Source organism: Kushneria halocnemicola, assembly GCF_965650455.1.
In the GTDB taxonomy this organism is placed as follows: Bacteria; Pseudomonadota; Gammaproteobacteria; order Pseudomonadales; family Halomonadaceae; genus Kushneria.
The window spans coordinates 2,358,925-2,382,244 of the sequence record NZ_OZ287968.1; the positions used below are offsets into that span (position 1 = coordinate 2,358,925).

The 23,320-nt window shown below is 64.7% G+C and carries 27 protein-coding genes; 10 read left to right on the top strand and 17 right to left on the bottom strand.

Annotated features, from left to right (window positions below):
- Positions 1-86: 86 nt before the first annotated feature.
- Complete coding sequence (locus ACS92L_RS10690; protein WP_438764792.1) at positions 87-749, bottom strand: fumarylacetoacetate hydrolase family protein; 663 nt, start codon at positions 747-749, stop codon at positions 87-89.
- 178 nt (positions 750-927) lie between these two features.
- Positions 928-1,857, bottom strand: coding sequence for a phytanoyl-CoA dioxygenase family protein (locus ACS92L_RS10695; RefSeq protein ID WP_438764793.1), 930 nt, complete (start codon positions 1,855-1,857; stop codon positions 928-930).
- A gap of 405 nt (positions 1,858-2,262) precedes the next feature.
- Between ACS92L_RS10695 and ACS92L_RS10700 the strand changes: the two genes are divergently transcribed.
- The 6 genes from ACS92L_RS10700 (at position 2,263) to ACS92L_RS10725 (ending at position 7,900) form a co-directional block, all read left to right on the top strand.
- Positions 2,263-3,009, top strand: a complete 747-nt coding sequence (locus tag ACS92L_RS10700) for a C40 family peptidase (protein ID WP_438764794.1) — start codon at positions 2,263-2,265, stop codon at positions 3,007-3,009.
- Between the two features lie 332 nt (positions 3,010-3,341).
- A complete protein-coding gene (locus ACS92L_RS10705) occupies positions 3,342-4,475 on the top strand; it encodes an endonuclease/exonuclease/phosphatase family protein (RefSeq protein WP_438764795.1) in 1,134 nt (377 codons plus the stop codon).
- A gap of 278 nt (positions 4,476-4,753) precedes the next feature.
- The gene (locus tag ACS92L_RS10710; protein ID WP_438764796.1) at positions 4,754-5,785 is read left to right on the top strand and encodes an acyl-CoA dehydrogenase family protein; all 1,032 of its coding nucleotides are present in this window, start codon (positions 4,754-4,756) and stop codon (positions 5,783-5,785) included.
- Entirely contained in the window at positions 5,782-6,570 is a 789-nt protein-coding gene (locus ACS92L_RS10715) for a PIG-L deacetylase family protein (RefSeq protein ID WP_438764798.1), read from the top strand. Before ACS92L_RS10710 ends, ACS92L_RS10715 begins: the two co-directional genes overlap by 4 nt.
- A 15-nt stretch (positions 6,571-6,585) precedes the next feature.
- Complete coding sequence (locus tag ACS92L_RS10720; protein ID WP_438764799.1) at positions 6,586-7,203, top strand: SAM-dependent methyltransferase; 618 nt, start codon at positions 6,586-6,588, stop codon at positions 7,201-7,203.
- A gap of 1 nt (position 7,204) precedes the next feature.
- Positions 7,205-7,900: a glycosyltransferase gene (locus tag ACS92L_RS10725; RefSeq protein ID WP_438764800.1), complete on the top strand. Its 696-nt coding sequence runs from the start codon at positions 7,205-7,207 to the stop codon at positions 7,898-7,900.
- A 16-nt stretch (positions 7,901-7,916) separates the two neighbouring features.
- Here ACS92L_RS10725 and ccmI read toward each other — a convergent pair whose 3' ends face one another.
- The 11 genes from ccmI to ACS92L_RS10780 form a co-directional block, all read right to left on the bottom strand.
- On the bottom strand, positions 7,917-8,837 hold the full coding sequence (gene ccmI / locus ACS92L_RS10730) for a c-type cytochrome biogenesis protein CcmI (protein ID WP_438764801.1): 921 nt from the start codon (positions 8,835-8,837) through the stop codon (positions 7,917-7,919).
- Positions 8,834-9,337 (bottom strand): cytochrome c-type biogenesis protein, encoded by a 504-nt coding sequence (locus ACS92L_RS10735; RefSeq protein ID WP_438764802.1) that lies wholly within the window; start codon positions 9,335-9,337, stop codon positions 8,834-8,836. The genes ccmI and ACS92L_RS10735 overlap by 4 nt, the downstream gene beginning before the upstream one ends.
- Positions 9,328-9,855: a DsbE family thiol:disulfide interchange protein gene (locus ACS92L_RS10740; protein ID WP_438764803.1), complete on the bottom strand. Its 528-nt coding sequence runs from the start codon at positions 9,853-9,855 to the stop codon at positions 9,328-9,330. The genes ACS92L_RS10735 and ACS92L_RS10740 overlap by 10 nt, the downstream gene beginning before the upstream one ends.
- On the bottom strand, positions 9,852-11,825 hold the full coding sequence (locus tag ACS92L_RS10745; RefSeq protein ID WP_438764804.1) for a heme lyase CcmF/NrfE family subunit: 1,974 nt from the start codon (positions 11,823-11,825) through the stop codon (positions 9,852-9,854). Before ACS92L_RS10745 ends, ACS92L_RS10740 begins: the two co-directional genes overlap by 4 nt.
- A 12-nt stretch (positions 11,826-11,837) precedes the next feature.
- A complete protein-coding gene (gene ccmE / locus ACS92L_RS10750; protein WP_438764806.1) occupies positions 11,838-12,320 on the bottom strand; it encodes a cytochrome c maturation protein CcmE in 483 nt (160 codons plus the stop codon).
- Positions 12,317-12,532 (bottom strand): heme exporter protein CcmD, encoded by a 216-nt coding sequence (gene ccmD, locus ACS92L_RS10755; protein ID WP_438764808.1) that lies wholly within the window; start codon positions 12,530-12,532, stop codon positions 12,317-12,319. Before ccmD ends, ccmE begins: the two co-directional genes overlap by 4 nt.
- Positions 12,522-13,271: a heme ABC transporter permease gene (locus tag ACS92L_RS10760; protein WP_438764809.1), complete on the bottom strand. Its 750-nt coding sequence runs from the start codon at positions 13,269-13,271 to the stop codon at positions 12,522-12,524. The genes ccmD and ACS92L_RS10760 overlap by 11 nt, the downstream gene beginning before the upstream one ends.
- A 41-nt stretch (positions 13,272-13,312) precedes the next feature.
- Positions 13,313-14,035, bottom strand: a complete 723-nt coding sequence (ccmB, locus tag ACS92L_RS10765; RefSeq protein ID WP_438764811.1) for a heme exporter protein CcmB — start codon at positions 14,033-14,035, stop codon at positions 13,313-13,315.
- Entirely contained in the window at positions 14,025-14,690 is a 666-nt protein-coding gene (gene ccmA / locus ACS92L_RS10770; RefSeq protein ID WP_438764813.1) for a cytochrome c biogenesis heme-transporting ATPase CcmA, read from the bottom strand. Before ccmA ends, ccmB begins: the two co-directional genes overlap by 11 nt.
- A 130-nt stretch (positions 14,691-14,820) precedes the next feature.
- Positions 14,821-15,639 (bottom strand): cytochrome c oxidase assembly protein, encoded by an 819-nt coding sequence (locus tag ACS92L_RS10775; protein ID WP_438764814.1) that lies wholly within the window; start codon positions 15,637-15,639, stop codon positions 14,821-14,823.
- Positions 15,640-15,657: 18 nt separating this feature from the next.
- Positions 15,658-16,128 carry a DUF2243 domain-containing protein gene (locus ACS92L_RS10780; RefSeq protein ID WP_438764816.1) on the bottom strand — a complete coding sequence of 157 codons (471 nt, stop codon included), beginning with the start codon at positions 16,126-16,128 and terminating at the stop codon, positions 15,658-15,660.
- Positions 16,129-16,255: 127 nt separating this feature from the next.
- On the opposite strand from ACS92L_RS10780, the gene ACS92L_RS10785 reads away from it, so the two are divergent.
- From ACS92L_RS10785 to ACS92L_RS10800, 4 genes are all read left to right on the top strand, one after another.
- A complete protein-coding gene (locus ACS92L_RS10785) occupies positions 16,256-17,341 on the top strand; it encodes an Lnb N-terminal periplasmic domain-containing protein (protein ID WP_438764818.1) in 1,086 nt (361 codons plus the stop codon).
- A gap of 137 nt (positions 17,342-17,478) precedes the next feature.
- On the top strand, positions 17,479-17,781 hold the full coding sequence (locus tag ACS92L_RS10790; RefSeq protein WP_438764820.1) for a hypothetical protein: 303 nt from the start codon (positions 17,479-17,481) through the stop codon (positions 17,779-17,781).
- 172 nt (positions 17,782-17,953) lie between these two features.
- Positions 17,954-18,388: a DUF2946 domain-containing protein gene (locus tag ACS92L_RS10795; RefSeq protein WP_438764822.1), complete on the top strand. Its 435-nt coding sequence runs from the start codon at positions 17,954-17,956 to the stop codon at positions 18,386-18,388.
- 103 nt (positions 18,389-18,491) lie between these two features.
- Positions 18,492-19,880 (top strand): PepSY-associated TM helix domain-containing protein, encoded by a 1,389-nt coding sequence (locus ACS92L_RS10800; RefSeq protein ID WP_438764824.1) that lies wholly within the window; start codon positions 18,492-18,494, stop codon positions 19,878-19,880.
- 7 nt (positions 19,881-19,887) lie between these two features.
- On the opposite strand, the gene ACS92L_RS10805 is transcribed toward ACS92L_RS10800, so the two are convergent.
- The 4 genes from ACS92L_RS10805 to ACS92L_RS10820 form a co-directional block, all read right to left on the bottom strand.
- Entirely contained in the window at positions 19,888-20,496 is a 609-nt protein-coding gene (locus tag ACS92L_RS10805; protein ID WP_438764826.1) for a cyclodeaminase/cyclohydrolase family protein, read from the bottom strand.
- A gap of 123 nt (positions 20,497-20,619) precedes the next feature.
- Positions 20,620-20,934, bottom strand: coding sequence for a thioredoxin family protein (locus ACS92L_RS10810; protein WP_438764828.1), 315 nt, complete (start codon positions 20,932-20,934; stop codon positions 20,620-20,622).
- 94 nt (positions 20,935-21,028) lie between these two features.
- Positions 21,029-21,952, bottom strand: coding sequence for a DUF808 domain-containing protein (locus ACS92L_RS10815; protein WP_438764829.1), 924 nt, complete (start codon positions 21,950-21,952; stop codon positions 21,029-21,031).
- Between the two features lie 90 nt (positions 21,953-22,042).
- Positions 22,043-23,284 (bottom strand): NAD(P)/FAD-dependent oxidoreductase, encoded by a 1,242-nt coding sequence (locus ACS92L_RS10820; RefSeq protein WP_438764831.1) that lies wholly within the window; start codon positions 23,282-23,284, stop codon positions 22,043-22,045.
- Positions 23,285-23,320 lie beyond the last annotated feature (36 nt).

Sequence of the window (23,320 nt, forward strand, 5' to 3'; positions counted from 1 at the left end):
GCGACACGCACTGCGCGGATAGCGCGACCGGGTGTCAGGCCCGGCACAGGGTATCGAGTATACGCCCAGCGTGGTTCAGCGTGAAATCAGCTGCGCCCCGTGATCTCGAAATGCCCGTCAAGGGACAGGGCCAGCCGCGCGCCCTCGGGCAGCGCCCCCACCCCTTCCGGCGTGCCGGTCAGGATCACATCGCCGGGCTCGAGCGTAAACGAGCGCGACATTTCGACGATCAGCTCGACTGCCTTGAACAGCATCATGGCGGTGTGCCCGGTCTGGCGACGCTCGCCGTCGATGGTCAGGCTAAAGTGCAGATCGTCCAGATTCATCGTTTTGGCGTCAAAGGGCACGAACTCACTCAGCGGACAGGCGCCGTCAAAGCCCTTGGCCCGCTCCCAGGGGTGGCCCTTGTCCTTGAGCCGTGACTGGACATCACGCAGGGTCAGATCCAGCGCCAGACCCACGCCGGCAATGGCCGCAAGCACCTCTTCCGGACGGGCGCGGCACAGTCGATGCTGGATCAAAAGTGCCACCTCGGTTTCAAAATGCACCTCGCCCAGATGACGCGGCACCCGGATGCGCTCGCGCATGGGGGTCGCGCTGGAGGCCGGCTTGATAAACAAAAGTGGTGTGGTGGGCACCTCGTTGTCGAGCTCTCGAGCGTGAGCGGCGTAGTTGCGCCCCACACAGACAATCTTGCCCAGTGGCTCGGCAAACGGGGGTCCATCAATAAAACCGGGCTGGAAGGCCATGGCCTGTTCCTTTTGAAGATCCATGCGTTGTTGTTGATACACCACAAGCTTTATCACACCCGCAAAAAAGCGGCAAAGCGCAATGGCGCTCGGCCGCTTGTCTTTCGTATCAACCCCTTGTGTCTCGCAGGGGTACGCCGTGGGCGCACGGCGACGATACGGCCTGCGCCGGACAGGCTTACAGGGTCAGGTCACGCCAGCGCCCGTTCGGGGTATGCGCCAGAAAGTCAGGGCGCTGCCCCCTGGCCGCGAACGGAGTGTTCAGAGCGTTGTCACGCCGGTTGTAGACGAAAAAGATATTGCTGCGCGCATCCGGTGACATGTTGGCATTGGAGCCGTGGAGCGTATTGCAGTCAAACAGCAAAAGCCCGCCGGCGCGCCCCTTGGGCGCCTCGATGCCGTGTTCGGCCACCAGCTCGGCCAGCGCCTCACGACCCGGCACGCCCGCTTCCTGTTTTTTCAGCGAGCTTTTGTAGTTGTCTTCCGGCGTCTCGCCGATACAGGGCACGAACTTCTCGTGCGAGCCTGGAATCAGCATGAGCGGGCCGTTGAATTCGTGATTGTCGGTGAGCACGATCGAGGCGCTGATGGCGTTCATGCGCGGCATGCCGTCCTCGGCGTGCCAGGTCTCGAAATCGGAGTGCCAGTCAAAGCCCTTGCCTTCGAAACCGGGCTTGTAGTTGATGCGCCCCTGCATGACGTAGACATCCTCGCCGATCAGCTGCTCGACGCTTTTGACCAGCTTTGGCGACTGCGCCAGCTCGCCAAATTTCGCCGAGAGAAAGTGCATGGCAAAGATTGAGCGGATATCGTTGCTGCTCGGCTCGGTGATAGTGAAATCCCGGTCGCGGTAATCATCGCGCTCGAGCAGGGCCTCAAGCTCATGCTGATACTCGGCAAGCTCGGCGTCATCGAGAAAATTCGGGATGAACACGAACCCCTTTTGTCGAAACGTCTCGCGCTGCTCGCGGGTCAGTGGCCCGTCTTCCGGCCCGCGCAGTACGGCCTCCTGACGCGGCAGCCAGGTGCGCTCGGGCGGCGTTGACAACCGCGTAGGGTAGGGGTCTTCCATCAGGGTGTTGTGATTTTGTGCGTGTACGGCGGACATGCTTTCCTCCTTGATCGATACAAAACGACGGCTTCCTGCCTGACGTCACCCCTGGCGGGGCATGCTGGGTATCCGGCGCAGGTCGCGCCTGCCGATACATGACTTCGGTCTCGGGACGTCGACAGATCATGACCATCGCCTGACCCTTTCAGGGACACTCGAGCGCGCATCCATTATTTGACACGCCGCTCAAGGCGCCACCACGTGAACATGACACCCCCCGGCCTTCCATAACCCAGGTTACTCCGGTTCCGGCGTGGCGCGCTCCAGGCCTCGATGCGCGCATCGATCATGTTCCCGGACCCCGTCCGGATGTTATCAATGTCGCTGCCGTGATCCTGACCGTGCGCCGCCGGCGCCACCGACCTTCCGACACGACACGACACTGAATTCATGAGCACGCACATGCCATATCCAGACTTCTCACGCCGAGCGACCCGCCAGGGGGCGCTGGGCCTGCTGTTGATCCTGCTGATGAGCCCCTGCCTGCCCGGCGGCGTTGAGCAGGCCCAGGCCCGACAGCTGCTTCAGCCCGAGCACGGCACGGCCAGCGAGCTGCGCGCCAAGCGCAAGCGCGAACAGGCGCGCGCCCGGCAGATGGGGCTCTCCGAAACCGAGATGAAAAAGGCCGCCGCTCAGGGCCGCTCGCTGGTGCCGCAGGGCATCGCACCGGGTGTGGATAACTTCAACTACAAGAAGTATGCCTTCAACGGCGAGATCGACCAGCCCGGCGAACTGGCCATGGCCCGTGCCATGGACACCGTCACCGACCAGCTTGGCCGGCCCTATCTTTGGGGCGGCACAACCCCGCAGGCCGGCTTTGACTGCAGCGGCCTGATCTATTACGCCTTCAGGGATCTGCTCTCCAAGGAACTGCCCCGTACTGCCAATGGCATGTACCACTGGTCCGAGGCTGCCCCGGTGACCACCGATGCCCTCAAGCGCGGCGATCTGGTCTTTTTCCGCATCAAGGCCGCCAGCGCCGCCGACCACGTTGGCGTCTATCTGGGCGATGGCAAGTTCATTCAGGCTCCGCGTACCGGCGAGAACATTCGCATCAGCTCGCTCGAGGGCGCCTACTGGCAGCGCCACTATCTGGGCGCGCGCCGCCTTTTGACCGGCGAGACCGTACGCCAGCTCGCCTCGCGCTAGGCCGTTCGTACCGTAATAAGGATGGCCTTACAAACCCGCCGTTGAGACCGCCGTCGCGCCACACGCTCGAGTCGTGCCGCCGGCAGCACGCTCTCCTTTCTGCTCGACCCCGATCGCGACACCGCCGGGCCTTCCCGGCCGGGGCGTCCTCGAAAGCCACCCGGACAGTGTTGTTTTGATGAGCAAGCGTTTATTGTGTTTCAAAACGAAACCTGGTGGCGAAGTGACGTTTCGATCCTTTGTGGCTGCTGCCCGATGACTTCCCGGACACAGGCGTCCGGCGCCATCGAGGGGAGCGCATTCGTCATGCTGCCACGCCTTCCTTGAGCAACATGATGTTTTCAAAAATTCTGTTCTGGGTAATTCGTGTACTGACACTGCTGTTGATCGTGGCAAGCCTGCTCCCCGAGCTTCCCAGTGGACAATGGTTTATCAAACTCTGGGAATTTCCACGACTACAGCTGACCCTGGCGATAGCCGTGACGCTGTTGCTGCTGGTGTTGCATGCCTGGCTCAAAAGGCCGCGACAGGCGCATGCCGTGTGGCTGGTATTGCTGCTCGCCACCGGAGGGTGGCAAGCGTTTCATATCCTGCCGTTCACCCCCGTCTGGCCAAAGGAAGTGCCCACGGCCGATGCCCGGACCCTTGAGGATCAGTCCACGTTTAAAGTCATGACCGCCAACGTTGACTACACGAATGACCGCTATGCCGAGGCGGTGGATCTGATCCGGCGTGAGGACCCTGACCTATTGCTGTTGATCGAGGTCGATGATGAGTGGAAGCAGGGTCTGGAACCGTTGAACGACGACTATGAGTATCGTATCGGTGAGGTGCGTGGCGAGGGGCTGGGCATCATGCTCTTGTCACGCTTTCCCCTGCAGGAACAGGAAGTGGCGCACCTTGTCTCCGAACGTCGCCCATCCATCCTTGCCACGCTGGATATTCCGGACCTGGGGCTTGTGCGCTACACGGGGATTCATCCGGTTCCCCCGGGGCTGAAGGATCGTGTTGCACACAATGATGAGACCACCGAGCGCCGCGACAGCCGGGTTCGCGACGCCGAAGTCATGCTCGTTGCCCGCCGCGTCCAGCAGGATCCGGACAACCGCTGGATCGTTACCGGCGACTTCAACGATGTCGCCTGGTCCGATACCACTCAGTTGTTCAGCGAGCTGAGCGACCTCAAGGACCCACGTCGCGGCCGGGGGTTGCTGAGCACTTATCACGCTGCGTATCCCTTTTGGCGCTACCCGATCGATCACATGTTTGTCTCTGACGGCTTTCAGCTTGTCGACCTGGACCGGGTAAAGCTTGAAGGCTCGGATCACTTCGCCATTACGACGACATTGACGGCCGCGAGAAAGGACCATATGGCGCCCGAGGCGTCAGAGCAGGCGCACCAGAAGGCCGATGAGTTGATCGAGGAAGGCGCCGAAGATGCCAGCGAGCATGGCGTAAGCAACTAAACCCTCGAGATGAGCAGGCCATCCCGGCATCGATGCGGATGGCTTTTTGACGTCACGCGCTTTTCCCGTCCCCCTTTATCAGCTGCTGAACCGATAACGCCAGCCCTTGAGACCGGCGCCTCCAGCGGGGCTGCCGTCGGGCCGCCCTTTTTGTATCCGACTGCAAAACCTTAACCCCGGACAGTATTACCCGACCCTTTCCCGACTATGCTCAAGCGCTGGCCTGTCATTTCTTTTCCGGCATGGAACGCCCATGACAGGCATTACAAGGAGCCTGCATGGAACGCCCTTTCCTCGAGCGTCTCGACGATGCGCTGGTGTCTCATGACACGTGCGCCGAGCGGGTCAGCGAGCTGGCCGCCCCCCTTGATCGACTGATTGCCCTCGGCCCGCTCCCCCGGCCCGGTTCAAACGAGACGCTCCTGCGCTGGCGTTCGCTGTATCGCGTGGCCGGCTGTGATCTAGCGCTGATCAAGCTCTATGAAGGCCACACGGACGCGCTGGCCATCATGGCAGAGCTTGGCGTCTCACCGCCCGCCCCGGCACACGCCCGCTGGGCGATGTGGGCCGCCGAGCCGCCGCAGGCCCGGGTTCATGTCAGCGACGCCCGCGACAGCGATGACCGGACCGGGCAGATCACTCTCAACGGCACCAAGGCCTGGTGTTCGGGCGCCCCCATCGTGACCCACGCCCTGATGACCGTCTGGCAGGACGACCAGCAGCGTCTCGCCGCCGTGGCGCTGGACCAGCCGGGTGTTACCGTCACCGACCGCGGCTGGCAGGCTGTCGGCATGCAGGCCACCGCAAGCGTCGAGATCGATTTCGATAACGCGCGTGCAACGCTGATCGGCCCGCCCAACGCCTATCTGGACCGCCCCGGCTTCTGGCAGGGCGGCGCCGGCATCGCCGCCTGCTGGCTGGGCGGGGCGCACGCGCTGGCGAACACGCTGCAAGCAAAGGCTGCCACCCGCCGGGACGATACGTTCATGACGGCGCATCTGGGTCATGTCGACGTCGCCCTGCATGCCGGCCTGACCGGACTGCGATATACCGCGGCCGCCATTGATGCCGCGCCGAACGAAGACCATCAGGCCCTGACCCTGCGCACCCGCGCGCTGATCGAACACAGCGTCGAGCAGATCGTCACGCACTGCGGCCGGGCGCTGGGCGCCGCGCCCTTCTGTCGCGACCGCCGTTTCGCCCGCATGGTGGCCGACCTCCCCGTGTATCTGCGCCAGAGTCACGCCGAGCGCGATCTTCAGGCCCTTGGCCGGCTTGGCCTCGATGGTGACCTCGGGTGGTCGTTATGAGCACGGATGATCGACGCATCGAGGGCGGCGGCACGCCCGAATCGGCCTGGCAGGCGTGGGGCGGGCTCGAAGCAATGGCGTATATAACGCATGACGCCCTGGTGGCCTCCCACCAACGCCCCGTCATCGTGGCCCCGCATCCTGATGATGAAACGCTGGGCTTTGCCGGGCTCATGCTCAAGCTTGCCGCAGCAGGCCACACCCTGCACCTGATCGCCGTCACCGACGGCACGGCCAGTCATGCCGGCTCCCCCCACTGGACGCCCGAGCGGCTGGCGCAGCAGCGCCCGCGGGAGAGTCTCGAGGCGCTGTCGCGACTGGGCTGTGAACAACAGACCACCGTGGAACGCCTCGGGCTGCCGGACACCCGGGTGGCCGATCATGAAGCGGCGCTGAGTGATCACCTCACCGCGCAGCTCACCTCAAGTCACGTGGTGCTGACCACCTGGCGCGGTGACGGCCATCCCGACCACGAGGCCACCGGCCGCGCCTGCGCGCGGGCCTGCGAGATCACGGGCGCCCGTCTGGTCGAAATTCCGATCTGGACCTGGCACTGGGCCGCGCCGGGAGATGAGCGCGTGCCCTGGCATCGCGCCCGGCGCCTGCGGCTTGACGACGACATGCTGGCCGCCAAACGGGCCGCCATTTGTGCACACGAGAGCCAACTGACGATCGACCCGGCCACCGGCCGGGCGCCGATTCTGCCCGACCATGTGCTGGCCCGCCTGCTGCGCCCTTGTGAGATATTTCTTGTCCCCGAGCCGCGCGACGGCGCTCACCACTGACCGGAGGCGATGCCCATGACCCGTCTGGATGCTCAAGCCTTTGAACGGCTGCACGCGCAACATCCTGATCCATGGCACTACCACACCCGCTGGTATGAAAAGCGAAAGCGCGACCTGACGATGGCAATGCTGACCCGTGAGCGCTATCGGCGCGTCTTTGAGCCGGGCTGCTCCATCGGCGTACTCAGCGCAGCGCTTGCAAAACGCTGCGACGCTTTGTGGGTGCAGGACGTCAGCGACAGCGCCGTGGCACATGCCTGCGAGGCGCTTGAGGGTCTGTCACACGTCAGCATTACCTGTGGCGCCGTTCCCGAGCAGTGGCCGGAGGGCCGTTTCGATCTGATCGTGATCAGCGAGATGGGCTACTACCTGCGCCCCGAGGCACTAAAGACGCTGTGCGCGCGCATCGATGCCTCGCTGAGTGATGACGGTGAGCTGCTGGCCTGTCACTGGCGCCATCCCATTGACGGCAGTGATCTGGACGCCAAAAGCGTTCACGAGACGCTGGCCGAGCGCCTGGGGTATCCGGTGCACGGCCACTACGAAGACTGCGACACCCTGATCGATCTCTGGCAGCGCACGCCGTCACCGGTGGCCGCTCGTCAGGCATTCGGCAATGACGACAGGAGATGATATGGCACGCATTGGCGTAGTAGTGCCGGCCCACAACGAAGAGCAGCACCTGCCGGAATGTCTGCGCGCGCTGCGTGGCGCCGCCGACCATGCGCGCGGTCTTGGCCATGAGGTTACGCTGGTGGTGGTGCTCGACAGCTGTCAGGATCGCTCGGCTGCCATTGCCGCCGATCATGGCGTCATCCCGGTGAGCGTGACCGCTCGCAACGTGGGCGTGGCCCGCCATGCCGGCGTGCTGGCCCTGCCGCCCGGCATCGACTGGCTGGCCTTTACCGATGCCGACACCTGCGTGCCCGACACCTGGCTGACGGCCCTGTACGGTTTTGGCACCGAGGCGGTATGCGGCGGGGTCCATCTGAGTCAGTGGCAGGGGCTGTCACCGATGCTGCGCACGCGCTATCTGGCGCACCAGCGCCGCAACGTCGGGCGACGGCACGTTCACGGCGCGAACATGGGCATCAGCATGGCCGCCTACCAGCGCCTAGGCGGCTTTCGACCGCTGCGCTGTCACGAGGATGTGGATCTGATCGAGCGGCATCTGGCCGCGCACGGCAGCCTCACATGGGCGCCGGCGCTTCGCGTCATGACCAGCGCCCGATGTCAGGCCCGGGCACCCGAAGGGCTGGGCGCGCTGCTGTACGCGCTGGAATACGCCCGAAATGACACCCGGTCACTGCCTGCCCAGGACGTTGGCTGACCACCGGTGTCGTGATTCAGCTACCGCGACCCTGCTCGTTGTGCGCTTCGCTGTCCTGCGCCACCGGCGCACCGTCGGCGGTGGGGCCCATGCGGGCTCTGGCCGCCGCCATCGCCTGGCGCAGTGCCTGCTGACTGTCGTCGCTGTCGCTGCCGGCAATGGCCGTGCGCCAGTGATCGATCGCGCCCTGATAGTCGCCCGCGCGGAAATCGGCAAAGCCCAGAAGCCCGTGCACCGTGGGCTGGCGCGGGTCGGCTTTCAGCACTTCATCGGCAAGCGCCTGAATGTCGTCGTTCATCTCGCGGTCGTTTTCGACAAAGCGAATCTGGGCCAGCTCGGAGACCAGCGACGGCTCGCGCCCTTTCAGCGCGATCAGCCGGGTCAGGGCGTGATCGGCCTTGTCATACTGTCGACTGTCGCGATAGAGCGGATAGAGTGACGCCCACACGTTGGGATTGTCCGGCTGGCGCTGCGCCTCCTGCTCAAAGCGCGCGATAAACTGCTGCGGCTCGCCGCCGTTCTGCTCGACCTGCACACGGGCCTGATAGAGCGTCAGATCATCCACGCTGCCCTCGCGGTGGTAGGCGTACAGCGAGCCAAAGCCCACCACCACTACCACGACAGCGGTGAGCCACACCCCGCTGTAGGCTGACTTCAGCCCGCGCGGCGCCCGGCCTTCGGTGTCGGCGAGCAGATCGCGCTCAAGCTCCAGGCGTCGCGCCTCGAACCGCGCCTGGTCGATCTCGCCGCGGGCGAACTCCTCCTCCAGGCCTGCCAGCCGGTCACGAAAGATGGTGACGTTGTCGCGGGCATCGTCATCGCGCGTCTCCAGCGCCGCCTGGGCCTCACGCAGAGGCCGGCTTCGCCACAGCGGCAGCAGCAAAAACCCCACCGCCACACTCAGCAGCAGAGCAAGGCCTACCCATAACGCCGTCATTGATGGCTCCTGTCCTGATCGTCATTGCCCTGATGGCGCGACAGCAGCGTGTCGAGCCGCTGTTGCTCGTCATCATCGAGCGCCTCGGCGCGCTCATCGCGGCGTGAGCGAATCACCGCCGCAATGGCGGCCAGCCCGAGCAGCACGCCCACGCCCGGCCCGGCCCAGAGCGCGACGGTGCGCCACTCAAGGCGCGGGCGATAGAGCACGTAGTCGCCAAAGCGCTCGACCATGGCCTGGCGGATGTCGTCGTCGCTGTCGCCACGCCTTAACGCGCGCGCCACATGCGTGCGCATGTCACCGGCAATCGGCGAGCCGGAATCGCCGATCGCCTGGTTTTCACACTTGGGACAGCGCAGCGTGGCGATCAGCTCGCTGTAGCGCGCCTGCAGGGCCGGGTCGTCAAAGCGGTGCAGATCATCGGCACTGGCAACACCGGCCAGCAGCACCAGCGCCGCGGCCATCAGCGCCATGACAAGCCCTTTCGGAATTACTGCCATCGCTGGATCTCCGGCAGAATCACGTCATCGACGTCCTCGGGCGTGATATAGCCCGTGTGGTGATATCGGATATTGCCGCGGGCATCGACAATAAACGACTCGGGCGCGCCATAGACACCCAGATCAAAGCCAAGCGAGCCTTCCGGGTCAAAGATATTGAGCGCAAACGGGTTGCCGAACTCCTCCAGAAACCCCTGCCCCTTGTCGCGGGTGTCCTTGTAGTCCACCCCGACCAGATGCACGCCGCGCTCGGCCAGCGTCAAAAGCTGCGGCATTTCGCGCTTGCAGGTCGGGCACCACTCGCCCCAGACGTTGACCAGCGTCACCTGCCCTTCAAGCAGCGAGGCGTCCACCGTGCGCTCGTCGTTTTCCAGCGTGGTCAGCGAAAACGCTGGAAAGGGTTTTTCCAGCAGCGCCGAATCGCGATGAGACGGGTCGCGCCCCAGCCCCTGCCAGAGCAGAAAAGCCAGCACCACGAAAATCAGAAGCGGCACGAACAGCCAGTAGCGTTTTTTCATGCTCGAGCCTCCATGGTACGGCGGGTTCGACTGCGGTGGCGGTAGCGCTTGTCGCACACGGCCAGAATGCCGCCCGCCGCCATCAACAGCGCCCCCAGCCACAGCCAGCGCACGAAGGGCTTGACCTGGATGCGCATCGCCCAGGACTCGCCGTCATCCAGCGCCTCGCCCATCGCCACGTACAGATCGCGGGTCAGGCCGTTGTCCAGCGCGGTTTCGGTCATCGCCTGACGCCGGGTGGTAAAAAAGCGCTTTTCCGGATGCAGCAGCGTGACCAGCCGGTCCCCCTGGGTGACCCGGATGGTGGCGCGGTCGCTTAAATAGTTGGGCCCGCGTGTCTCGTTGAGCTGAGTCATGGTGAAGCTGTAGCCGCCCACCTCGACCGAACGGCCGGGACTCATGCGCACGTTATCGGCGTGGTCGTAGTTCGACACCATGGTCACCCCGACGATGGTCACCGCCATGCCGATATGGCCCAGCACCATGCCGTAGTGGCTGCGCGAGAGTTTCCCCGGTCCGCGCAGGCCGAAGCGGCGCAGCAGGATCAGCGGCTCGCGCGCCAGCGGCACCACGATCCACGCCGCCACCAGAAGCCCCAGACTGACCGGCAGCGACCAGGCACCGTCATAAAGCCAGGGAATCATCAGCGCCACCGCCAGCGACACGGCTGCACTCAGCCACAGCCGCTTGATCAGCTCGCGCGCCGTCATCTGCTTCCAGCGCGTCACGGGGCCGGCGCCCATGAAAAGCCCCAGCGCGATGGTGAGCGGCACGATCAGGGCGTTGAAATAGGGCGGGCCGACCGAGATCTTGCCCATGTTCAGGCTGTCGAGAATCAGCGGATAGAGCGTGCCCAGCAGCACGGTGACTGTCATCACCAGCAGCACGATGTTGTTGAACAGGAGCATGGCATCACGCGACAGCCAGCCAAAGCCGAGCGGGCTTTTGACCCGCGGCGCGCGAAAGGCATACAGCGTCAGCGAGGCGCCCACCGTCAGGCCCAGCAGCACCAGAATAAAGGTGCCGCGGGAGGGGTCGTTGGCAAAGGCGTGCACCGAGGTCAGCACCCCCGAGCGCACCAGGAAGGTGCCCAGCAGCGACAGCGAGAAGGTGACGATTGCCAAAAGCACCGTCCAGCTTTTGAAGCCGCCGCGCTTTTCGGTCACCGCCAGCGAGTGCATCAGCGCCGTGCCGGCAAGCCAGGGCATCAGTGAGGCGTTTTCGACCGGGTCCCAGAACCACCAGCCGCCCCAGCCCAGCTCGTAGTAGGCCCACCAGCTGCCCAGCGCAATGCCCACACTCAAAAACGCCCAGGCAAGATTGGTCCAGGGGCGCGCCCAGCGCGTCCAGGCCGCATCCAGCCGCCCGCCCATCAACGCGGCGAGCGCAAAGGCAAAGGCCACCGAAAAGCCGACATAGCCCATGTAGAGCATCGGCGGATGCACGATCAGCCCCGGGTCCTGCAGCAGCGGGTTAAGGTCGGCGCCCTCCATGGGCGGGACCGGCAGGATGCGCTCAAATGGGCTCGAGGTGGCCAGAATAAACAGCAGAAAGCCCGCGTTGATCATGCCAAGCACCGACAGCACGCGGGCGAGCATGTCGCGCGGCAGATTGCGCGAAAAGACGCTGACCGCCAGCCCCCAGAACGCCATCATCATCGACCACAACAGCACCGAGCCCTCATGGCCGCCCCAGACCGCGCTCAGGCGGTAATACCAGGGCAGCTGTGAATTGGCGTTGCCCGCGATGTAGTCCACGCTGAAATCATTGAACAAAAAACCCAGCGCCAGACAGACAAAGGCCACCAGCAGAAACAGCGCCTGGCCCCAGGCCATGGGGCCGGCATAGCTCATCCACAGCGGCCGGCGGGTCAGGCTGCCGGCCAGCGGCACGATCGCCTGCACCAGCGCCATGGCCAGCGCCAGCATCATGGCGTAGAGCCCGATTTCGGGGAGAATTTCAATCAGCATGACGCGCGGACCCTAAATGCGTTCATCGTTGCCGCCGGTGACCGCGCCACTGGAGGGCATCACCTTGCGGGCCTCGGCGGCCTTGAGCGCGCCATCCACCTCCGGCGGCATGTAGTTTTCATCGTGCTTGGCCAGTACTTCGCTGGCCTCGAGCCAGCCGCGCTCGTTGAGCGTGCCGACAATGACCACGCCCTGCCCTTCACGGAAGAGATCCGGCAGGATGCCGCGATAGTGCACCGGCACGTCCTCTTCGAAATCGGTCACGGTAAAGGTCACATCCAGCGTCTGTTGATCGCGCTGAACGCTGTCGTCACGCACCACGCCGCCGGCGCGCAGCGAGCGCCCCGATGGCGCCTCGCCGGCGCTGATCTGGGTCGGGGAGTAAAAGAGGTTCATGTTGGCGCGCAGCGAATAGAGCGTCAGACCGATGGCCACGCCGGCCAGCGCCACCAGCGCCAGGATAATGATCAGCCGCTGTCGACGATGCGCCTTCATGGTGTCTCCTCGCCGGTGGCGGCAACAGACGGGCCCGGGCGGCGCGCCTCGCGACGCTCAAGGGCGGCGACATGGCGCAGCAGTTTGCGCTGCTCCATGACGCTGACCAGCGCAAACGCCACCAGCGCACCCAGTACCACGATAAAGGCCGGCCAGACGTAGGCGGCGTAGCCGTTCATGGCCCAGAAATCGGCCAGGCTCTCAAAGGCCATTACGCTCTCCTTGCGCCAGCGCCCGTACCCAGCGGGCGCTCGGCTGGCGTCTGATGATCTCGTTGCGGGTGCGGGCGATCGTGACGGCGGCAAAGATCAGATAAAAACCGATCACCATGAGCAGAAGCGGCAGCCACATACTCGCCGGCATGGCCGGCTTTTCGGTGAGGCTGAAGGTGGCGCCCTGATGCAGGGTGTTCCACCACACCACCGAATACTTGATGATCGGCAGATTGATCACCCCCACCAGGGTAAGGATGGCGGCCGCCCGCGCGCCGCCATCACGGCTGGCAAAGGCGCCGCGCAGCGCCATGATGCCCAGATAGATGAAAAGCAGCAGCAGCATCGAGGTCAGCCGCGCGTCCCATACCCACCAGGTGCCCCAGGTCGGCACGCCCCAGATCGCCCCGGAAAACAGCGCACTGAAGGTCATCGCCGCGCCAAAGGGGGCGGCGGCGCCGGCGGCCATGTCGGCCAGCTTGATGCGCCAGACCAGAAAGATCACGCTGCAAAGCGCCATCATCGCAAAGCACGACTGGGCCAGAATGGCCGCCGGCACGTGCACGTAGAGAATGCGAAAGCTGTCGCCCTGCTGGTAATCGGCCGGCGCAAAGGCCAGCCCCCAGAGGCTGCCGGCGGCGACGAGGATCGCACCGACCCCCCAGAGAAACGGCAGCCAGCGCCCGCTCATGGTGTAAAACCATTTGGGGGAGCCGAGTTTATGAATGATGGGCCACATGATTATCGGTCAGCGTTGTTCAGGTCGGTATCGGGAAGGGATCAGCCATCCAGCGAGAGTTTCAGGGCCGCGGCCGCCGCCCAGGGCGCGGCCAGCAGGGACAGGGCGAGCATGGCGCCCATCAGTGCCAGCCAGGGCGCCATCACCGCGCCTTCCACGGCCAGTCGCACCGTGCCGGCACCAAAGATCAGCACCGGCGTGTACAGCGGCAAAATCAGAAGCGACAGCAGCACGCCACCGCGTCGAAGCCCCACGGTCAGGGCGGCACCGATGGCGCCGATCAGGCTCAGCGTGGCCGAGCCCACAAGCAGCGTGAGCATCAAAACGCCCATGCTGTGCCCGGGCAGCGAGAGCATGACGGCCAGCAGCGGTGAGACCAGCGCCAGCGGCAGACCGGTGGTCAGCCAGTGCGCCACGATCTTGGCCAGCACCAGCACCCCGGCCGACTGCGGCGCCAGCAACAGCTGCTCGAGCGTGCCGTCATCAAAGTCGTCGCGAAACAGGCCATCAAGTGAAAGCAGCACCGCCAGAAGCGCTGCCACCCACAAAAGCCCCGGTGCAATCTCGGCCAGAAGCGTGCTGTCGGGCGAAAGCCCCAGCGGGAATAGCGTGACCACCAGCGCAAAGAAGATCAGCGGATTGGCCAGCTCGCTGCGGCGTCGAAAGCGCAGTCGGCAGTCGCGATAAAGCGTGGCCGAAAACCCCTGCCAGAGCCCCGGCAGGCTTGCCACACTGTCATCAAAGGCAGGGCGCTCAGCACTCAATGTGCATGCCTCCCTGACCATCAAAACGCAGATACTTAAGAACCTCTGAAGAAGGGGAAAGTTCCCCGCTGTCATGGTGCGAGGTCACCACGACGCTGCCGCCCTTGTGACAGTGCCCTGTCATCCAGCGCTCCAGCTGGCGCACGCCGTCACGGTCGATGGCGGTAAAGGGTTCATCGAGAATCCACAGCGGCTGATGCCCCAGCGCGAGCCTGGCCAGCGCCACCCGGCGCTGCTGACCGGCAGAAAGGCTCTCCACCGGCGTTTCCTCAAAGCCTGCCAGCCCCACCGCTTCCAGCGCCTCGAAACAGGCGGTGCGGCGAACGCGCGCGCTATTGCCTGCCGCACTCATGGCCTGATACCAGTCCAGATTCTCCCGTGGCGTCAGGGCCTTTTTGATGCCCGGGCGATGGCCGATATAAAGCATCGAGGCCATGAAGGCCTCGCGACAGCGCCCGATCGGTTCGCCCTGCCATGCAATCGTGCCGGTATAGTCCGCCATCTGACCGGACAGAATACGCAGCAGCGTGGTCTTGCCCGACCCGTTGGGCCCTTCGACGCGCCACAGCTCGCCCGGACCGATATGCCAGTCAAGATCGCTGAAAAGCCAGCGCTCATCGCGCTCGCAGCCAAGCTTTCGGGTGTCGAGTTGCAAGACGGGGCCTGCACGGTAGTCACGACCGCGCGCGCAGTGTCAGGCTGGCGCACGGTGCATGGAGGGGGTAAGGAATTTGCGGCGCAGTCTACGCCATTTTGCTGCCGGCATCGACCCGAAAGGACGCAAATCAGGTCGCGCTCATATCCATCGAGGCCCCGCCGGGGCGGGCCATGCGTCGGCGACGGCGCAGCCAGGCCAGCATCAGCGCCCCGACCAGCACGGCCTCGGCCAGATCGCCCCAGTAGTACATCCACATCGCCGCCTGCTGAAGCTCCTCGATCCCGGCCCCCGTTCCGCGCGGAAAGCCAAACGCATACAACAGCTTGCCAAGCGTGGCGTGCGCTGCCATGGCGGCGACCAGTACCGCCATGCGCGTGCGCCAGCCGGGCCGATGCGGCGCCGGGTCGGGCCCGGCGATCGCCCAGGTAAAGAGCGTGCCCGAGATCACAAAATGCAGATGCAAAACGTTGGAAATCCAGGGGCTGTGCAGGCTGTGGGCATACAGCGAGGTCATGTAGAGCAGGTACATGCCGCCGATATCCAGTATCGCCGCCGTGATCGGATAGGTCAGCACACGAACCGGCCACGTGCCAAAAAAGCGCACCAGCCCCCGCCCGCCGCCGGGCGGCAGATTGCGCAGCAAAAGCGACATGGGCGCGGCAAAGACCAGCCCGAGCGGGGCAAACATGCCCAGCAGCAGATGCGCCACCATATGCATGCGCACGTCCTGATGGGCGGCGTGCATGAGCTCGGGCGCAAACGCCACGGCGAGGGTGGCGCAGCCGGCAGTGAACAAAAGCGTGCGCCACCAGGGCCAGGACTTTTGCCGTCGCGTGCGCCACACGCCGAAAAGATAGGCCAGCCACACCAGCGCGATCAGAAAAAACGCGACCGCGGCGGTCGCGCCCATGGCCATGGAGCCATGCAGGGTTGAATGAGAAGTCACGGGCACGCCCCTGCCGGATCAGTGCTGGCTGGTGGCCTGCCCCTGCCGGGCGCGCTGCAGCAGTTTCCAGCCGATCGCCAGCATGATCAGGCCCGCGCCGATCCAGGCGATGTCATACAGCCAGACATGCTCGACGTAGCGCACCTGATGCAGCCCCAAAATCTTGTGGTCAACGATCCCATCAAAGGTCTGAAACCCGCCCATGCCCAGCAGAAAGCCGGGGCCACGATAGCCCGGGGCCTGGGCAGCGCGCCCGTGCAGCTCGATCATCATGAACGCGCCCACGATAAAGAGCACCAGCTCCATGGTGTGCAAAATGCCGTCAGAGGCGAGTGCCAGCGCCGTGGAACCGGTATCGATGAAGTGGTGCCAGGCCAGCAGCTGGTGGAAGATGATCTCGTCGATGGCCGCCATGAAGCCGATCCCCAGCAAAACGGCGGCGATCATGGTACGGCGGACATCCTGTACAACGGGGGGCTGTACGGCCATGGTGTTCTCCCGGGCAGGCTCTGATTCAGGCAATGCGGTATCGTGATCTCAAGCCTGGCGCATGACGACGGATCCGACATCATGACCGGGACAAAAATTTCACTCCCCTGTCGATCGGAGCCGGTTCATGCCCTCTCCTGCAAGGCGCTGGTGGCATCCCCTTCTGCGCTGGACATGGCGTAGTCTCGCCGCACTGTTTGTCGTTCTGGCCACCCTGTGGGGCACGCTGGCACTGTGGTATCAGCTGCCCGGGCCTGTCGCGCTGGTGGTCACCGTCATGACCGGCTGGGCGCTGCTCGGGCTGGCTGCAGTGGCTGCCACGCTGGGCGTGTTCGATGCCCGACGCCGGCCGCGGGCCATCCCGTGGGCCTGGCTTGCGGCCTCAATGGTTCTGCTCCTCTGGTGGCAGACCATCACTCCACACGGTGATCTGGACTGGGCCGATGACATGGCGCACCTGCCGCGCGCCGAGATCGAGGGCGACCGGGTCACGATCTACAACGTGCGCCACTTCGACTGGCAGACCCGGGAGCGCTATACCCAGCGCTGGGAGACACGCACCTACGACCTCTCCGAACTTGAATCCACGGACCTGCTCGTCTCCTACTGGATGGGGCCGGCGATTGCCCACACCCTGGTCAGCTTTGGCTTCAGGGATGGTCGACAGCTGGTGTTTTCCGTCGAGATTCGCCGTCAGCGCGGTGAAGCCTTTTCCGCCATCGGCGGCTTTTTCAAACAGTTCGAACTGGCGCTGATCGCCGCCGACGAGCACGACATCGTGCGCACCCGCTCCAACGTGCGCGAAGAAGAGGTCTATCTCTACCGGGTCGCCCTGCCCGAGGCCGCCGCTCGCCAGCTTTTTCTGGCCTATCTCGATGAGGCGGATGCGCTGCGCGACACGCCGGCCTTTTACAACACGCTGACCAGCAACTGCACCACCCTGGTCTTTGACATGGTCAAGCGCATCATTCCGGGGCTGCCCGGCGACTACCGCCTGCTGCTATCAGGCTATCTGCCCGACTATCTGTTCGATCTTGACGCGCTGGACACCTCACGCTCGCTTTTAGAACTAAAGTCGCGCGGTCATATCAATTCCCGCGCCCGGGCGGCCGATAACGGGGGGCACGCACTGCCCGACTTCTCCGCTGCGATTCGACAGGGCGTGCCGGCGCCGGACGGTCATCTGATCGATACCGGTACGCCAAACGAGTGAGATCAAACCCGGCCAATCATCAAAGACATGAAATGGACGATTCACGGGCCTGAGCTTGAAGTATGAAAAGGCAATTTCATGCTAGGGAGTGCGCGCGTTATCAAATAACATGAGTCTATAAATTACAGAGGTGTTTCATGAGGCCCACAGAGCTCAATGTCCGCTGTTTCCACTGTGGCAGCCGACGCATTACCGTTCGATCCGGCCATATGCGCCCGGTCGAGGATCCCGTGCACTGCCGGGACTGTGACACCTATCTGGGGCGGCGCAGCGATCTCGCCTTTGAGCGTCGCCGCTTGATTGTCGGGGCCGCCAACGACCCGTTTGATCTGGATCAGGATACCGTGGCGCTTCACACACCGGTATCGCTCAGAGTCATCGACAACAGCGAGATACCGGCACCCGCCGCATCGCTGACTGCCAGCGCCACGGCGGAATAGCTTCAGGCTGTCTCACCATGGGCATCGCGCCGTTTCGGGCTCGATGCCGCCTGGCGTCAATGTTCAGTATCATCCAGGCCATGCTCGCCCTGTCGGGATGTTATCAGGCGCCGGTTTGCGTTAAGGTCACAGGCCTCAAACGTACCTTCCAAGGCGCCGTGCCCGCTCGCCCATGACTCGTCTGCGCTGCTCGCTTCCGGCCTGGCTGGCCCTGGCCGCCATGCTGGTCATCTTTCTGGCCCCGGTGCTGTCTCAGACACTGGCGCTGGCCCATGAGCGTGAGCGCGCCGGATCCGGTCTCCCCGCACACGAGCAAACGGCCGACAGGCATGCCGGCCACGTCATGGCCGAGCTCACAGCGCATGACAGCCATCAGGCCACCACCAGCCAATATACCCAGACCCATCCGGCCGGCCATGTGGATCTGGCCCAGTGCGGCTACTGCTCGCTTTTGACGCACACCCCGCTGATGCTCGAGGCGGCCCTGACGCTGCCGCCCGCCCGGGCCGGCCCGGGCAGCTCTCCCGCGCCTGCCCGTCTTGAAGGGCATGCCCGAGCGCCTCATTTCCCCAACGCCCGCTCACGCGCACCCCCCCTGTCCGTCTGATACCCGGTTCGACCCCGCTTTGCCCCGTTCCGGCCCGTGCCGGGAAGGCGCGAACCAGACAGATGCCATGAGATCGTCGCTCATGGCCGTGACAGGTGATTGCATGACACACGACACCTCTCCCCCGGGTCGCAGACCCTGGGGCTGGGCCTTCATTGCCCGGCTGCATTTCTATATCGGCCTGCTGGTCGGCCCGTTTCTTTTGGTGATCGCGCTCAGCGGCATTGTCTATGCCCTGACCCCGCAGATCGAGCGCGCGCTTTATCACGAGCAGTTTTATACGCAAAGCGACGGCGGCACGCCGCGGCCGCTGGCCGATCAGATCCGTGCCGCCCAGCAGTCGCTGGGGCGCGATGAGGCGCCCATGGCAGTACGCCCGGCGCCGGCGCCGGGCGAGACCACCCGGGTCATGTTCTCCGACCCGAGCGTGGGTCAGTGGGAGCATCTGGCACTGTTTGTCGACCCGGTCACCGCCGAGGTCCGCGGCGCCCTGCCGGTCTATGGCACCAGCGGCATAACCGCCTTTCGCATCACCATCGACAAGTTTCACCGCAGCCTGCTGCTGGGGGAGCCGGGGCGCGTTTACAGCGAGCTGGCCGCCTCCTGGCTCTGGATTGCCGCCCTTGGCGGACTGGCGCTGTGGTTCAAGCGCCGGCGCAGCCCCCTGCGTGACGGCGCCGGCCGGCGTGCCAGTCGCTGGCACAATCGACTGGGGCCCTGGGCGCTGATCGGCTTTGTGTTCTTTTCCGCCACGGGGCTGACCTGGTCGAATTACGCCGGAGGCAATATCGGCGAGCTGCGCCACAGGTTCGGCTGGCAGACGCCAACGGTCTCGACCCATCTGGACGGCGTTACGCCCGCCGAGCAGGGCCCGCACGCTGCCCATGCCGATCACGCCGGCCACGACATGGCGATGATGGACCACGCCCCGGACCCGGCGCTTTATGACCGGGTACTGAACGCGGCGCGCGCGGAAGGCCTTGAAGCCGGCAAGATCGAGATCACGCCGGCGGCCGGCCCGGGCAGTGCCTGGAAGGTGCGCGAAATCGGCCGCGAATGGCCCACCGAAGTCGATGAAGCCGCCATCGACCCGGCCACTCTGGCCGTGATCGATCGCACCCGCTTCGAGACCTTTCCACTGGCCGCCAAACTGACCCGCTGGGGCGTCGACCTGCACATGGGCGTGCTGTTTGGCGTGATCAACCAGCTGGTGCTGGTGGTGTTTGCCAGTGCGCTGGTGGCGATGCTGGTGCTGGGCTATGCCATGTGGTGGCGCCGACGCCCGACCCGCGCCAGCGCCGCCATCACGCCGGTCACGCTGATTCAGGCCCTGGCGCGAGCACCGCGGCCGTCAGCGCTGGCCGTGGTGGTCGCCGCTGTCCTGCTGGGACTGGCGCTACCGGTACTGGGGGCCAGCCTGGTGGTGCTAATGGTGATCGATGGCGCCGTGGCGCTGGCCCAGCGTCGACAGCGCGCGCTGGCCACCGGGTGATCAGGCGTCAGGTTGAGGCCGTGTCAGCGATGGCCGCAAGCAGGGCATCGCCGCGCTGCGCGAAGCCATCGCGGGCGTGCAGCGCCCGGTCACGCGCGTCGTCGCTGCCGAGCTGACCGGCGTTGGCCGCCACGTTGAGCAGCACGCCGTGCAGCGCGGCGTGGATCAGGCGAGCCCCGGCCACAGCGTCGCTGACAAACTGCGATTCGATGTGCTCACCGGCCTGCTGCGCCAGCGCCAGCGCCGCGTCACACAGCTGCGCGGTCTTCAACGGTACTTCCACGGCCGTTTCGGCAGCAGCGTGAATGGCCGCCCTGCGGCCCGCATCGCTTTCATCGCGGCCGACAGCTTCCATGAACGCCTCGAAGGCCGCCACGTCTTCCGCGGCCAGCGGGGCCAGCCGCTGCTTGAGTGATTCGCCTTCATCGATCAGCGCCTTGCGCGGGGCACTGGCGTCATGCTGCTGGCTCAGATTCAGCCCCTTGAGCACCAGCGCCAGTCCCAGATCGGCACTGACCACGGCGGTGGCGCCACAGCCGGGCATCGGCTCGCGGGCCACGGTGTCACGAAAATCGCTCAGTCGGTGCTGCCAGAGCGGCGTTGTATTGTCCGTCATGGTGTCTGCATCCCTGTTTTGGCCATCAACGACATGTCATGCCTGTCGGGTCAGACACAGCATAGTCGTTCGGACACCAGTCGTTCGGACACCATCGCCGGCGTGCCTGTGGCAGGCCCGGCGCTACACAATGCTTTCAAGCGCGGCGGTCAGCGCCTGGCGATCCGTCGGCCGAACGCAGCGCGCCCTTTCCTGACCGTCTTTTAAAAAAATCAGCGTTGGCCAGAGCTTGACCTGATACGACCGCCCCAGCCGCCGGCCCTTGCCATCCTCGACACGCACATGGCGCACGCCGGGCGCCTGATCGATCACCTCGGTGATCAACGGCTGCGCGGCCTGACAGTAGCCACACCAGGGCGTGCCGAACTCCACGACGACCGGCCCCTGACCGGTATCAAGGTCATCGCGCTCGGGAACAACGCTATCGGGCATGGTCATGGGATATCTCCTGATTCGATGGCAGCCCCCTCGCTGGGGCTGCTTTGTGCAGTGCCTGCCATGTTCAATGACAGCCGTGTCAGCCGGAGCGATGTCAGCGGGCGCTGCGCGCTTTTTTCACCAGCGACACCAGCCCCAGAATCACGGCGCCCAGCACCAGCCCCACCAGCATATTGATCAGCGTGGGTGTGATCGGCTGTAAAATGACGCCAACGCCCGGGATGTCGCCTTCGGCCAGCGTCAGCGCCTGAATAGCGTGATGCAGCACCGGTATGCCGTGGGTCAGGATACCGCCACCGACCATGAACATCGCCGCCGTACCGGCAATGGATAAAAACTTCATCAGCCACGGCGCGGTCGTCAGGATGCCACGCCCCAGCGACTGTGCGATGGAGGCGCTGCGACGGCTGAGATAAAGCCCCACATCGTCGAGCTTGACGATCGCCGCCACCAGCCCGTAAACGCCCAGCGTCATGGCCAGAGCGATGATCGACAGCACCACCGCCTGCTGCATCAAGGCTTCATCGGCCACGGTACCCAGCGTAATGGCGATAATTTCGGCCGACAAAATGAAATCGGTGCGCACCGCGCCCTTGATGCGCTTTTGCTCAAAGGCCTTTTGCTCCTCGGCGGAGCGTTCGGCGGTTCCGGTGTCCTTTTTGGCCGCCTGCGGGTGGCGCCACTTATGCCAGGCGTGTGCCAGCTTTTCCACGCCTTCATAACTTAGATAGGCGCCGCCCAGCATCAAAAGCGGCGTGACAAGCCAGGGCGCAAAGGCACTGACCAAAAGCGCCGCCGGCACCAGTATCAGCTTGTTGCGCAGCGAGCCCTTGCAGACCGCCCACACCACCGGCAGCTCCCGGTCGGCACGCACGCCGGTGACCTGCTGCGCGTTCAGCGCCAGGTCATCGCCCAGCACACCGGTGGTTTTTTTGGCCGCCACTTTCGTCATGACGGAGACGTCATCCATCAGTGCAGCAATATCGTCAAGCAGGGTCAGCAGACTACCGGCGGCCACGGGGCATCCTTATTGAACTCATCGAAAGTGATGGCCGACAGCTTAAAGCAGACCCCGTCCTCCAACATGATCAAAGGATTATGGCAGGCGTCAGGACACCCCCCATTCACGCCCCTTGAGCATCAGATGCCAGTAAATGGCCGGCATGGCACAGGCCTTGAGCTGCCAGGCAAGTGCCGTGGCACGCCTACCGTCGTTGAGCCAGCCCGGCAGGGTCGGCATGAGCTCGCCGCCATAGCCGAACTCGGCAAGCACCACCCGCCCATGCGAGACCGTCAGTGGGCAGGCCCCATAGCCCTGATAGCGCGCGGACAGCGCCTCGCCTTTCAGATACGCCACGACGTTGTCGGCAACGATCGGCGCCTGCACCCGCACGGCCGCTGCGGTCTTGGCATTGGGCGTGGCGCTGACGTCACCGGCGCCAAAGATGGCCGGGTAGTGCTGATGCTGCAGGGTATTGGGGTGCAGATCGAGCCAGCCGGCATCGTTGGCCAGCCGGCTGTTGCGTATCAGTGCGGGCGCGCGCTGCGGCGGCACAACGTGCAGCATATCGAAGGGCTCGACGTGCTCGCGCTGGCAGCCGTCGGCGCCGTGAATCAGAAAGTGGGCCCGTTGCCCGGGGCCGTCCACGGCCATTAGCTGCTGATGAAACTCAAGGCCGATGCCATAGCGCTCGACATGCTCCATCAGGGCCGGAATATAGGCCCCCACGCCGAACAGCGCCCCGCCGGCGTTGTGAAACTGCACGTTGATATCCTGAAGCGCCCCGCGCCGGCGCCAGTGATCGCAGGCCAGATACATCGCCTTTTGCGGCGCGCCGGCACACTTGATCGGCATGGCCGGCTGGGTAAAGAGTGCCCGCCCCCGGCGCAGATTCTGGACCAGTGACCAGGTATAGGGCGCCAGATCAAAGCGGTAATTGGAGGTGACGCCATGCGCGCCCAGTGCCCCGGAGAGCCCATCGATGGCGCCCCAGTCAAGCTCGAGCCCCGGCGCCACCACCAGCGCCCGGTAGCACAGCGTGCGACCGTCACTCAGGCGAACGATACCTCTGTCCGGATCGATGGCAGTGGCCGCCTGTGCGTAGTGGGCCACCCCCGCAGGCAGCACCGCCGTCATCGGCTGTCGCGTCCTGTCGGCGTCGAAGACCCCGCCGCCGACCAGCGTCCAGCCCGGCTGATAGTAGTGACTCTCGGCCGGTTCGATGATGGCCACATCAAGACGTGTATCGCGTCGGCGAAGCCCCCGGGCGATGGCGATGCCGGCCGCGCCGCCACCGATCACGACCACGTCATGATGTTCCTGTCGAGCCTCTGCGGTCCGGCCTGTCATGATCACTCCCTGCGCTGTCGAATACGGGACGCTATA

What these genes read in the sequence shown, in the direction of transcription:
- ACS92L_RS10690 (WP_438764792.1), bottom strand. Translation starts at nt 749, where the DNA reads ATGGCCTTCCAGCCCGGTTTTATTGATGGACCCCCGTTTGCCGAGCCA.
- ACS92L_RS10695 (WP_438764793.1), bottom strand. Translation starts at nt 1,857, where the DNA reads ATGTCCGCCGTACACGCACAAAATCACAACACCCTGATGGAAGACCCC.
- ACS92L_RS10700 (WP_438764794.1), top strand. Translation starts at nt 2,263, where the DNA reads ATGCCATATCCAGACTTCTCACGCCGAGCGACCCGCCAGGGGGCGCTG.
- ACS92L_RS10705 (WP_438764795.1), top strand. Translation starts at nt 3,342, where the DNA reads ATGATGTTTTCAAAAATTCTGTTCTGGGTAATTCGTGTACTGACACTG.
- ACS92L_RS10710 (WP_438764796.1), top strand. Translation starts at nt 4,754, where the DNA reads ATGGAACGCCCTTTCCTCGAGCGTCTCGACGATGCGCTGGTGTCTCAT.
- ACS92L_RS10715 (WP_438764798.1), top strand. Translation starts at nt 5,782, where the DNA reads ATGAGCACGGATGATCGACGCATCGAGGGCGGCGGCACGCCCGAATCG.
- ACS92L_RS10720 (WP_438764799.1), top strand. Translation starts at nt 6,586, where the DNA reads ATGACCCGTCTGGATGCTCAAGCCTTTGAACGGCTGCACGCGCAACAT.
- ACS92L_RS10725 (WP_438764800.1), top strand. Translation starts at nt 7,205, where the DNA reads ATGGCACGCATTGGCGTAGTAGTGCCGGCCCACAACGAAGAGCAGCAC.
- ccmI (WP_438764801.1), bottom strand. Translation starts at nt 8,837, where the DNA reads ATGACGGCGTTATGGGTAGGCCTTGCTCTGCTGCTGAGTGTGGCGGTG.
- ACS92L_RS10735 (WP_438764802.1), bottom strand. Translation starts at nt 9,337, where the DNA reads ATGGCAGTAATTCCGAAAGGGCTTGTCATGGCGCTGATGGCCGCGGCG.
- ACS92L_RS10740 (WP_438764803.1), bottom strand. Translation starts at nt 9,855, where the DNA reads ATGAAAAAACGCTACTGGCTGTTCGTGCCGCTTCTGATTTTCGTGGTG.
- ACS92L_RS10745 (WP_438764804.1), bottom strand. Translation starts at nt 11,825, where the DNA reads ATGCTGATTGAAATTCTCCCCGAAATCGGGCTCTACGCCATGATGCTG.
- ccmE (WP_438764806.1), bottom strand. Translation starts at nt 12,320, where the DNA reads ATGAAGGCGCATCGTCGACAGCGGCTGATCATTATCCTGGCGCTGGTG.
- ccmD (WP_438764808.1), bottom strand. Translation starts at nt 12,532, where the DNA reads ATGGCCTTTGAGAGCCTGGCCGATTTCTGGGCCATGAACGGCTACGCC.
- ACS92L_RS10760 (WP_438764809.1), bottom strand. Translation starts at nt 13,271, where the DNA reads ATGTGGCCCATCATTCATAAACTCGGCTCCCCCAAATGGTTTTACACC.
- ACS92L_RS10780 (WP_438764816.1), bottom strand. Translation starts at nt 16,128, where the DNA reads ATGGCCGTACAGCCCCCCGTTGTACAGGATGTCCGCCGTACCATGATC.
- ACS92L_RS10785 (WP_438764818.1), top strand. Translation starts at nt 16,256, where the DNA reads ATGCCCTCTCCTGCAAGGCGCTGGTGGCATCCCCTTCTGCGCTGGACA.
- ACS92L_RS10790 (WP_438764820.1), top strand. Translation starts at nt 17,479, where the DNA reads ATGAGGCCCACAGAGCTCAATGTCCGCTGTTTCCACTGTGGCAGCCGA.
- ACS92L_RS10795 (WP_438764822.1), top strand. Translation starts at nt 17,954, where the DNA reads ATGACTCGTCTGCGCTGCTCGCTTCCGGCCTGGCTGGCCCTGGCCGCC.
- ACS92L_RS10800 (WP_438764824.1), top strand. Translation starts at nt 18,492, where the DNA reads ATGACACACGACACCTCTCCCCCGGGTCGCAGACCCTGGGGCTGGGCC.
- ACS92L_RS10805 (WP_438764826.1), bottom strand. Translation starts at nt 20,496, where the DNA reads ATGACGGACAATACAACGCCGCTCTGGCAGCACCGACTGAGCGATTTT.
- ACS92L_RS10810 (WP_438764828.1), bottom strand. Translation starts at nt 20,934, where the DNA reads ATGACCATGCCCGATAGCGTTGTTCCCGAGCGCGATGACCTTGATACC.
- ACS92L_RS10820 (WP_438764831.1), bottom strand. Translation starts at nt 23,284, where the DNA reads ATGACAGGCCGGACCGCAGAGGCTCGACAGGAACATCATGACGTGGTC.